General features: G+C 63.9%; 7 protein-coding genes. All 7 read right to left on the bottom strand.

The window, feature by feature from the left end:
* Positions 1–4: 4 nt before the first annotated feature.
* The 7 genes from VNZ93_RS13555 to VNZ93_RS13525 all read right to left on the bottom strand — a co-directional run bounded on the left by VNZ93_RS13555 (position 5) and on the right by VNZ93_RS13525 (position 6,638).
* Positions 5–1,543 carry a Do family serine endopeptidase gene (locus VNZ93_RS13555; protein ID WP_325705745.1) on the bottom strand — a complete coding sequence of 513 codons (1,539 nt, stop codon included), beginning with the start codon at positions 1,541–1,543 and terminating at the stop codon, positions 5–7.
* A 164-nt stretch (positions 1,544–1,707) separates the two neighbouring features.
* On the bottom strand, positions 1,708–1,893 hold the full coding sequence (locus VNZ93_RS13550; protein ID WP_325705742.1) for a DUF2065 domain-containing protein: 186 nt from the start codon (positions 1,891–1,893) through the stop codon (positions 1,708–1,710).
* Positions 1,894–1,924: 31 nt separating this feature from the next.
* Positions 1,925–2,863: a protease modulator HflC gene (gene hflC, locus VNZ93_RS13545; RefSeq protein ID WP_325705739.1), complete on the bottom strand. Its 939-nt coding sequence runs from the start codon at positions 2,861–2,863 to the stop codon at positions 1,925–1,927.
* A gap of 11 nt (positions 2,864–2,874) precedes the next feature.
* Positions 2,875–4,050: an FtsH protease activity modulator HflK gene (hflK, locus tag VNZ93_RS13540; protein ID WP_325705736.1), complete on the bottom strand. Its 1,176-nt coding sequence runs from the start codon at positions 4,048–4,050 to the stop codon at positions 2,875–2,877.
* Between the two features lie 80 nt (positions 4,051–4,130).
* Positions 4,131–4,676, bottom strand: a complete 546-nt coding sequence (locus tag VNZ93_RS13535) for a dihydrofolate reductase (protein WP_325705733.1) — start codon at positions 4,674–4,676, stop codon at positions 4,131–4,133.
* On the bottom strand, positions 4,673–5,467 hold the full coding sequence (locus VNZ93_RS13530; RefSeq protein ID WP_325705731.1) for a thymidylate synthase: 795 nt from the start codon (positions 5,465–5,467) through the stop codon (positions 4,673–4,675). The genes VNZ93_RS13535 and VNZ93_RS13530 overlap by 4 nt, the downstream gene beginning before the upstream one ends.
* A gap of 184 nt (positions 5,468–5,651) precedes the next feature.
* Positions 5,652–6,638, bottom strand: a complete 987-nt coding sequence (locus VNZ93_RS13525) for a tripartite tricarboxylate transporter substrate binding protein BugD (RefSeq protein ID WP_325705728.1) — start codon at positions 6,636–6,638, stop codon at positions 5,652–5,654.
* Positions 6,639–6,813: the final 175 nt, after the last annotated feature.

The following is a 6,813-nucleotide window of genomic DNA, read 5'->3' as shown; positions in this document are numbered from 1 at the left end:
GGCCTTACTGCAGGCTCAGCGTCACGAACCGCAACTCGCCTTCCGGATTGGCCACCAGCAGAAGCGCCAGCTTGCGGCCGTCCTTCTTCAGCTTGTCGACCTTCGCCTGGAAGTCGTCGGTGGTGCCGATCGCCTCCTGAGCGACTTCGACGATGGTGTCACCGGCGGTCAGCCGCTTCTCTGCGGCAGCGGAGTTCTGGTCGATGCCCGTAATGACGACGCCCTTCACGCTGTCCTTGATCTTGAAGCGCTTGCGCAGATCCGGGGTGATGTTCGCGAGGTCGAGACCAAGCGCCTTCTTCACCACCGTCTTGTCGTCGGGCTTTGCATCGCTCTGCACCGAGGCCGGACGTGCCTTCTCGGCATCCTCCAGGCGGCCGAGCTTCACCGTCTTCTTTTCCTCTTTGCCTTTGCGCAGAACGATGACTTCGACGTCCTTGCCGACCGGCGTGTCGGCAACGATGCGAGGAAGGTCGCGCATTTCCTTGATGTCACGGCCGTCGAACTTGACGATCACGTCGCCCGCTTCGATGCCGGCGGGCTTGGCCGGCCCCTTGTCGTCGACGCCTGCGATCAACGCGCCGCGCGCCTGCTTCAGGCCGAGGCTTTCGGCGATGTCGTCGGTCACCTGCTGAATGCGAACGCCGAGCCAGCCGCGCCGCACTTCCTTGAACTCGCGAAGCTGCTCGATGACGCCCGTCACGACCTTCGACGGAACGGCAAAGCCGATACCGATCGAACCGCCGGACGGCGAAATGATCGCGGTGTTGACGCCGATCACCTCGCCTTCGAGGTTGAACAGCGGTCCGCCCGAGTTGCCGCGATTGATGGCGGCGTCGGTCTGGATGTAGTTGTCATACGGCCCGGACTGGATGTCGCGATTACGCGCCGACACGATGCCCGCGCTCACCGAACCGCCGAGGCTGAACGGATTGCCGATCGCGATCACCCATTCGCCGAGCCGCAACTTGTCGGAATCACCGAACTTCACGGCCTTCAATGGCTTCTCGGGGTTGATCTTGAGAAGCGCGATATCGGTCTTCGGATCGCGACCGACGACCTCCGCCTTCAGGCGCGAACCGTCGTTGAATACGACGTTGATCTCTTCCGCTTCCGCGATGACGTGATTGTTGGTGACCACAAGCCCCGTCGGATCGATCACAAATCCGGATCCGAGCGATGAGGCGCGGCGCTGAGGGCGGCTTTCGCCCTGCTGTCCACCCGGTCCACGACGGTTCTCGAAGAAGTCCTTGAAAAAGTCCTCGAATGGGGAACCGGGCGGAACCTGGGGCTGCGACTGCGGACCTTGCCGATCCTGCTGACGCGGCGTACCGGGCCGGGCCTGAGCTTCGACACGCTGCGAGGTCGAGATGTTGACCACCGCGTCGATGACCGTTTCAGCCACGTCGGCAATGTTCTCAGGTCCGCGAGCATACGCCGGCACCGGGGCGAGAAACGCCGGAACCGTCAGTGCCGCAACCGTAAGGCCGACAGCCACGGGGCGGCGAAACGCGTTGAGAATATTGGCGAAAGAAGCCCTCATGGCTGCTCGTTCTCCTGCAAGAGATGCATTAACACTGCCCTCGACAAGCGGGCGAAGCAAGAACAATACCGGACCTAAACGGGGACGTGATTGGGGCGAAACGACGACCCAATCCGCGGCTGCGTCTTCAACAGCTGCCGTCCGCTCGTCTCGATAAACACCGCTCAGCCGCGAACCAGCCAGATCACGAGGATTCCGATCACGGCACTGGCGATCCCGATGGCGCGCAGGATCGCGTCCGGCGTTTCCAGGACATTCGCCATGGCCTGCTTTGCCGCGTTCGGAAACGCGGCAAACAGCAACCCCTCAAGCGCGAGCACCAGCCCGAACGCGACGATGAAATCCCACATCCCCCGCTTCCATCGAACGTGGTGCGATGCGTCACCTCAAAGCGGAGGTTGGTGAGTTCGGCGTCGCAGGCGTCTGCGCCGGCGGCGGCACGTTCGGCATGCGTCCGGACGGATCGACGAAGTACCGGAAGAACTCCGAGTCGGGCTTCAGCACCATGCGCGTATCGCCGTGGCCGAGGCCCGATTCATAGGCCTGCATCGACCGGTAGAAGGCGAAGAAGTCGGGGTCCTTGTTGTAGGCTTCGGCAAAGATGCGATTGCGCTGCGCATCGCCCTCGCCGCGGATCTGCTCGCCCTTGGCGTTGGCCTCCGCGAGCAGCACGGTCACGTCACGGTCCGCCCGCGAGCGGATTTCCTGCGCACGCTGCGAGCCCTGTGCACGGAACTCGGCGGCCTCGCGCTGACGCTCGGTCTGCATGCGCTGGTACACCGCCTGGCTGTTCTGCTCAGGCAGATCGGCTCTGCGGATGCGCACGTCGACCACGTTGATGCCGTAGCGCTCCGCTTCGCGATCGAGCTGGTCGCGGATACGAGCCATCAGCTTGTCGCGCTCGTCGCGAACGACGCTCTGGAACGAGGACTCGCCCAGTACGCGGCGGAGCGCCGCGTTCAGCAGCGTCGCGAGCTGCGAATTGGCGGCCGGCACCGTTCCAATCGCCTGATAGAAGCGCAGCGGATCGACGATCTTGTAGCGCGCGAAGGCGTCGACCACGAGCCGCTTCTGGTCGGAGGCGATGATTTCCTGCGCCGGATTCTCGAGATCGAGAATCCGCTTGTCGATGTAGACGACGCTGTCGATGAACGGCGCCTTGAAGTGCAGTCCGGCCTCGTTGACCACCCGCACCGGATTACCCAGCCGGATCACAATGGCCTGACGCGTCTCCGGCACGGTGTAGACCGCGCTGTAGCCGACGAACGCGGCGATCGCCACAAGGACCAGCAGTACGCCGCCCGCGATACCAAGTTTCATGGTTGGCTCCTTTAGCGGCGCTGCTGTGCTTGCGGTTGCTGGGGCAGAGGCTGCCCCTGCGGCTGCGTCGGCCGCGGGCGGCTCTGGTCGAGCGACAGATAGGGAACGACGCCCTGACCGCCCGCCCCGGCGCCTGGATCAAGAATGATCTTGTCGGTGCCGCTGAGCAGCCGCTCCATGGTTTCCAGATAGAGGCGCTGGCGCGTGACCTGAGGCGCCTTGGCGTACTGCTCATAGATCTGGTTGAAGCGCGCGGTCTGACCGGTCGCCTCCGCCACCGTCTGTTCGCGATAGGCTTCCGCGTTCTGCATGATCTGCGCGGCACGGCCGCGTGCTTCCGGCACCACGCGATTGGCGTAGGTCTGTGCCTCGTTCTGCGCGCGCTCGAGGTCGGCGCGTGCCGCCTGAACGTCGCGGAAGGAGTCGATCACCTGCGTGGGCGGATCGACCTTCTGCAACTGAACCTGCGTGATCAGGATGCCCGAATTGTATTCGTCGAGCGTCTTCTGCATCAGGTCGTGCACGGCGTTTTCGATATTCTGCCGCGCGCCGGTCAGGATCGGCTGGATGTTCGAGCGGCCGATCACTTCGCGCATCGCGCTTTCGGCCACGGCTTTCACCGTGCCTTCCGGATACTGGATGTTGAACAGGAACTGCCCGGCGCCGCGATCCGGCTTGATCTTCCAGAGCACGGCGAAATCGACGTCGACGATGTTCTCGTCGCCGGTCAGCATCAGGCTCTCTTCGGGCACATCGCGGGTGGTCGAGCCGCGCCGCGCGTCGTCGACGATGCGCATGCCGACATCGATGCGATTGATGCGCTCGATATTGACCTTCGACACGGCACCGATCGGATAGGGCCACGTATAGCCCCAGCCCGCCGGCGCATCGCGCACATACTTGCCGAAGCGCTGGACGACACCGAGTTCGCCCGGCTGCACCACGAAGAAGCCCGAGACGCCCCACAGGAACAGCGCCGCCACCAGCGCGATCGCGATACCGATCTTGCCGCCAAGGCCACCGCCCGGAAGCACGGTCTTGAGCTTGTCCTGGCTCCGGCGCAGCAGATCCTCGAGATCGGGCGGCTGCGTTCCGCCGCCGGGCTGCGGTCCTGAACCCCAGGGGCCCTTCGAGCCAGATCCCCAGGGGCCGCCACCACCGCCACCGCCCTGATTACTCCACGGCATCTCGATCCTCCTTGAGCGCGGCCGGCGCCCGATGTTTCGGCGGGGTTATAGGGGACCGTCCAGTCCCTTACAACGCGCGCTCATGCCGCGCCGGCACGCTCATAATTAACAATGGTAAAGCCAAACTCATCGTCGGGCCCCTTCGGCTGCGGCAGCCGTTCGGCTTCGCGCCAGACCGCGGGGTCGACCGCGGGGAAATAGGTATCGCCCGGCGGATTTGCATGGACCAGCGTCAATATGAGCCGGTCGGCCCGCGGCATCACCTGCACGAAAATTTCGGTGCCGCCGATCACGGCAATGGAATCCGCGCCGCGGCGCAGCGCATCGCCGCGGGCAGTCGCAAGCGCCTGATCGATGCCGGGCGCGACGATAACACCCGGAGCCGCAAAGTCCGGCTGGCGCGTCACCACGATATTGGTCCGGCCGGGCAGCGGCTTGCCAATCGAGATGTAGGTCTTGCGCCCCATGACCACCGGCTTGTCCATGGTCACGCTCTTGAAGAATTTCAGGTCGGACTTGATGCGCCATGGCAGCGCGTTGTCGCGCCCGATCACGCCATTCTCGGCAACCGCGACGACGAGGACGATGGCGACCGGGTTCGACGCGTCCGCAGCGCGATCGCTCACACCGCCACCTGCGCCTTGATGTGCGGATGCGGATCGTAGCCCTCGAGCGTGAAATGCTCGTAGCGGAACGAGAACAGGTCCCGCACCGACGGATCGACGATCATTTTCGGCAGCGCCCGCGGCGCGCGCGACAATTGCAGTTCGGCCTGCTCGCGGTGATTCAGATAAAGATGCGCATCGCCGAAGGTGTGAATGAACTCGCCCGGTTTCAGCCCCACCACCTGCGCGACCATCATCGTGAACAACGCATAGGACGCGATGTTGAACGGGACGCCGAGGAAGATGTCGGCCGAGCGCTGATAGAGCTGACAGGACAGCCGCCCCTCCGCGACATAGAACTGAAACAGGCAATGGCAGGGCGGCAGCGCCATCCTGTCGATGTCGGCGGGGTTCCACGCGGTCACGATCAGGCGGCGCGAATCCGGATTGCGTTCGAGATCGCGCATCAGGTTCGCGATCTGGTCGATGGTGCCGCCGTCGCGCGCGGGCCATGAGCGCCATTGCCGGCCATAAACCGGGCCCAGGTCGCCGTTCTCGTCCGCCCACTCGTCCCAGATGGTGACGCCGTTATCGCGCAGATATTTGACGTTGGTGTCGCCGCGCAGAAACCACAGCAATTCGTGCACGATCGACTTCAGGTGCAGCTTCTTGGTGGTGACCAGCGGGAAGCCCTCGCGCAGGTCGAAACGCATCTGATGGCCGAACACCGACACGGTTCCGGTTCCGGTTCGGTCGCGCTTCTCCACACCGTGGCGGAGGACGTGCTCCATCAGATCGAGATATTGCCGCATGGGGCCTTGCACCTCGTTGCCGCTCGCGCCCGCAAAGGCCGGGTCCGGATATTGCTGGATTCCAGCCGGCGCGGGAATGAGCGGATATCAGCCTCGGTGAGAATATGGCGGCAGATATTGCGATTCTGCACATAAAAAAGGGCGGCCGGCCGGCCGCCCTTTGATTGCTGTCCGCGAAGAGCGGTTATTGGGTAATGCCGGATTCCTTGATGACCGGCGTCCAGCGATTGATTTCGCTGTCCACCAGCTTGGTCAGGGCCGCCTGACCGCGGCGATCCGGACCGGGGATGTCGCTTCCGAGATCGAGCAGGCGCTTGCGCACGCCCTCGTCGTCGAGCGCCTTGGACAGCGCGTCGGACAGCTTGTCGAGCGCTTCCTTCGGCGTGCCCTTCGGCGCGAAGATCGCGTTCCAGGCCGAGACTTCGAACTGCGGCAGGCCCGCTTCCTTGGTGGTCGGAACGTCCTTCAGTGCCGGGTTACGTTCCGGCGTACCGATGCCGTAAGCCTTGATGTTGCCGGCAGTGATCTGCGGCACGAGATTGACGATCTGGTCGCACATGTAATCGACCTGTCCGCCGAGCAGCGCGTTCAGCGCCGGACCCGTGCCCTGGAAGGGGATCGCGGTCGGCTTCACGCCGAGCACCGAATTCAGCAACAGGCAGCTCGTGAACGACACCGAACCGACGCCGGCATGCGCTGCGTTCACCTTGTCGGCATTCGCCTTCACGTAGGCCGCGAATTCCTTCAGATCCTTCGCGGGGAAATCCTTCTTCGCGACGATCAGAACCGGCGTGCCGGCCGCAAGACCGACGGTCTCGAAGTTCTTCAGCGGGTGATAGGCGAGCTTCGGGTAAAGCGCGACGGCCGCGGCATGGGTGCCCATATGACCCATGATGATGTTGTAGCCGTCGGGAGCAGCGCGCATCGCGCGTGTCGCACCGGTCGTACCGCCGGCTCCGACCACGTTTTCGATGACGATCTGCTGGCCGAGCGTCTTCGACATGTGGTCGGCAACGATGCGGGCAACGATGTCGGTCGGACCGCCAGCGGCGAACGGCACGATCATGGTGATCGGGCGTGACGGATAACTCTGCGCCTGTGCGGGCGCGGCGAGGGCCGCGACGGCAGCGATGCCGGCGACCGCCCCGGCAAGACGTTGAAGGATGCGCATTTCCAAACTCCTCCTTGAAGGGATGTTTCCCGGATTTTCTGCGGAGCGGGACTGTGTTGTCCACTCTCATATACGATAAGGGCGGCGTTTCACCGAAACGCCGCCCAAAATCAAGCGCTCAATTAGACCGAGAGAGCCGGTCTTAACCTTCTTCGACGAACACCTCGTCGCGCTT

Origin of the sequence: Pseudorhodoplanes sp., from assembly GCF_035565795.1 — a bacterium.
Classification (GTDB): Bacteria; Pseudomonadota; Alphaproteobacteria; order Rhizobiales; family Xanthobacteraceae; genus Pseudorhodoplanes.
The sequence above is the reverse complement of the archived record's forward strand: the minus strand, read 5'-3'. Positions and strand labels throughout refer to the sequence as shown.